Source organism: uncultured Metabacillus sp. (genome assembly GCF_947503125.1).
Taxonomy (GTDB): Bacteria; Bacillota; Bacilli; order Bacillales; family Bacillaceae; genus Metabacillus.
On sequence record NZ_CANNCR010000169.1, the window covers coordinates 1 to 866 of the forward strand.

Here is an 866-nt window from a genome sequence, read left to right on the forward strand (position 1 = left end):
AATCATATGGACTAATCATTGATTCTATTGCACCTCTTTACGATGGAGTTTTCCCGGAGGTGGAAACAGATGCATAGTAATGATTTTGGGAAGCACCTATCTTCCTACTTTCTAAAATATATACCCAATAAAACAGGATATAGTGATAACACTATCAAGTCATATAGGGATACCTTTACAATTTTTCTTAGATATTGTAATGATGTGCTTTGTATTAAACCTGATAAATTATGTTTTTCTAAATTGAACAGGAAGTTGGTTGAAGATTTTTTAGTTTGGTTGGAAAGCGCAAAAAACTATTCTATTTCAACTAGGAATCAAAGGTTGGCTGCTTTACATGCTTTCTTTCGATATATACAGATTGAGGCACCCGAGTATATGGAACTGTGCAATTCTGTTATTTCTATAAGTTCGAAAAAAACGCCTGTTGTTGAAATGAACTACTTATCTATAGATGCGATTAAAGAGCTATTGTCTATACCTGATATTTCTAAGAAGGAATGCCGAAGGGATTTAGCCATTCTTTCATTACTTTATGATACTGGTGCAAGAGTCCAAGAAATAGCTGATGTAAAAGTAAGTGATTTAAGAATAAAAGCACCATCAACAATAAGATTAACTGGAAAAGGAAAGAAAACTCGAATTATCCCAGTAATGCCACAAACAATAAATATTTTAAGGGCTTATATAAATGATTACGGTTTGTTCAATGAAACAAACATTTCTTCACCCTTGTTTTTTAATAAAAGGAAAGAAAAACTCACACGTGCAGGCCTATCATATGTTTTAAACAAATATATTGTGGTAGCAAAAATAAAACATCCAGATTTATTTCCAACAAAAGTTTCTCCACATGTATTTAGACA

The 866-nt window shown here is 32.0% G+C and carries 1 protein-coding gene; it reads left to right on the forward strand.

Annotated elements, in window-relative coordinates; genetic code table 11:
• Positions 1-69: 69 nt before the first annotated feature.
• The coding region (locus tag Q1B07_RS26680; protein WP_299095847.1) for a tyrosine-type recombinase/integrase at positions 70-866 on the forward strand (797 nt) is incomplete at its 3' end.